Annotated in this window: 1 protein-coding gene; it reads right to left on the bottom strand. The window is 67.2% G+C overall.

Annotated elements, in window-relative coordinates; translation table 11 throughout:
- Positions 1-61: 61 nt before the first annotated feature.
- On the bottom strand, positions 62-511 hold the full coding sequence (locus tag ACK4TH_RS13210) for a copper chaperone PCu(A)C (RefSeq protein WP_409627091.1): 450 nt from the start codon (positions 509-511) through the stop codon (positions 62-64).
- Positions 512-531 lie beyond the last annotated feature (20 nt).

The raw sequence follows: 531 nt of genomic DNA, 5'->3' as shown, positions 1-531 counted from the left end.
GAGAAAAAGACCGCGAAGGGTGCTCCGGTAAGCGAGGCCCACCGGCCCAGGCGGGGCTGGCTCAGTGGTGATCGTGCGACGTGGCAGCGCCGAGCGGGCGCACCGGGGCCTTGACCTCCAGCGTCTCGCGCCGGCCGTCGGCCATTTCCACGGTCAGGCTGAGCGGCACCACCTGCCCGTCGACCAGCGGCGCGCGCAGATCCATCAGCATCAGGTGGTAGCCGCCGGGCTTGAGTTCGACCGCCTTGCCGGCCGGCAGATCGAGTGCCGGAATGGCGCGCATGCGCATCACATTGTCGCTCATCGACATTTCATGGATTTCCGCGACGCCGGCCACGGGCGAGCGGACGCCGACCAGACGTGCAGCCTTCGGCGCGGTGATCTGCATGAAGGCGCCGGTGGCTTTCTGTTCGGCCACGGTGGCGCGTACCCATGGATCCTTCACCGTAACGTCGGCCAGGGCGGCGCCGCAGGCGATGGAAAGGAGAGTGGCGGTCAGGATGGATTTCATTTCTGTGCTCCGGAATGGAC

Source organism: Tepidimonas sp., assembly GCF_046292505.1.
Classification (GTDB): Bacteria; Pseudomonadota; Gammaproteobacteria; order Burkholderiales; family Burkholderiaceae_C; genus Tepidimonas.
The sequence above is the reverse complement of the archived record's forward strand: the minus strand, read 5'-3'. Positions and strand labels throughout refer to the sequence as shown.